1 protein-coding gene and 1 pseudogene are annotated in these 1,579 nt (G+C 75.2%); one reads left to right on the plus strand and one right to left on the minus strand.

The genetic code is table 11. From position 1 onward, the window contains the following. Positions 1 to 196 precede the first annotated feature (196 nt). Complete coding sequence (locus AB0E96_RS41015) at positions 197 to 811, minus strand: YceI family protein (protein WP_359831919.1); 615 nt, start codon at positions 809 to 811, stop codon at positions 197 to 199. Positions 812 to 994: 183 nt separating this feature from the next. On the opposite strand from AB0E96_RS41015, the pseudogene AB0E96_RS41020 reads away from it, so the two are divergent. Continuing rightward, positions 995 to 1,579 (plus strand): annotated as a pseudogene (locus AB0E96_RS41020) (hypothetical protein); the annotation flags it as partial.

Here is a 1,579-nt window from a genome sequence, read left to right on the forward strand (position 1 = left end):
GCGGCGTCCTCCGGGCACTTGGCTGCCGGCGGCGGACGCGGCGCTGCTGCCGCGGGGGTAGCCGGGGGCGGCGCGATTGCCGGCGCGGCCGGTCGGCGCGGCCCGTCGGCGCGGGCCGTTCGGGTGCCGGGGGAACGTGGAAACCGTCCCTGCCCCGGGGGGAAGGGCAGGGACGGTGCTCCGGGGGAGGGCCGGCTCAGGCGGCCTTGACGGCGGAGATGTCGAAGCTGAGCTTGACCTTCTCGCCGATCAGCACGCCGCCGGTCTCCAGCGCCGCGTTGTAGGTCAGGCCGAACTCGGTGCGGTCGACGACGGCCTTGCCCTCGAAGCCGACCCGGTTGGCGCCGTACGCGTCGGTGGCGCTGCCGGTGTACTCCAGGTCCAGCACGACCGGGCGGGTGGTGCCCTTGATGGTGAGGTCGCCGGTCATCCGGTACGAGTCGCCGTGGACGAGCTGGGCGGAGGTGCTGCGGAAGCGGATCTCCGGGTGGGTGTCGACGGCGAAGAAGTCGCCGGTGCGCAGGTGCTCGTCGCGCTGGGCCTGGTTGGTGTCGACGCTGGCGACCTTGATCACCAGCTCGGCCGAGGAGTTGCCGGGGTGGGTCCCGTCCAGGTGCAGCTTGCCGTCGTACTCGGTGAAGCGGCCCTTGACGTTGGTGACCATCGCGTGGCGGACCGAGAAGCCGATCTCGCTGTGGGTGCTGTCGATGGTCCAGTCGCCGGTCAGGTGGGCGAGGTCGGGGCCGGCCGGCGCCTGGACGGCGGTGGCGGCGGGAGCGGTGACGGTCTTGGTGCGGTTGAACAGGCCCATGGCTTCCTCCTTGGTTCGAAGCCAGTTGTTTAGGCTTCAACTTGTTGGCTCCAGCGTAGGGCAACTTCGTTCAACTTTCAACCACAACTCCGGAACCTCCCCCGAACGGCCCAGCGGACCGGCCCTGTCGGCCCTCCCGGCTAGGCTGCGGAGGACGGTCCCACCCCGCTCGGAAGGCCCCCGATGTTCGTCCTGCACGCGCTCTGGCGGGCGGACGGGCAGCTGGCGCTCTGGGCCGAGGACGCCCGCGCCCACCCCGGGGCCGCCGAACCGCACCCCGACCGCCCCGCCCCGCGCGCCCACCCCTACGCCTGCCCGGCCGGCGAGCTGGCCGCCGTGCTCGGCGGCATCGGCCCGGGCCTCGGCTGGCTGGCCGGACAGGCCCCCGAGCGCTGGGCCACCCTGCTGCTGCCCACCGTCGGCACCGTTCCCGCACCCTCGCCCGACCTACCGGTCACCCCGCCGCGCGGCGGCGCCGCGCTCACCCCCTGGCGGGTGCCCGCGCTGCTCTTCGACGCGGGGGCCGCCGCCCAGCTGCTCGGCGAGGTCTTCGACCCGGTCTGGGCCGTCACCGGCACCGACCTGCCCGGCGCCGGGCGGGTCGAGGTGGTCCACGGCCCCTCGCTGCGCTGGCTCACCGGGGTGCACGACCTCGCCTGGCGGGCGGTCGGCCGGGGCCGGGTGCTGCCGCTGCCCGTGGCCGCCGCCGACGGCCGCCCGCAGGCCCGGTGGCGGCCCGACCTCACCCCGGCCGGGCGCCGCGAGGCC

Origin of the sequence: Kitasatospora sp. NPDC036755 (genome assembly GCF_040636595.1) — a bacterium.
Lineage (GTDB): Bacteria > Actinomycetota > Actinomycetes > Streptomycetales > Streptomycetaceae > Kitasatospora.

Coding starts and splice junctions, on each gene's coding strand:
- AB0E96_RS41015 (WP_359831919.1), bottom strand. CDS start 811: ATGGGCCTGTTCAACCGCACCAAGACCGTCACCGCTCCCGCCGCCACC.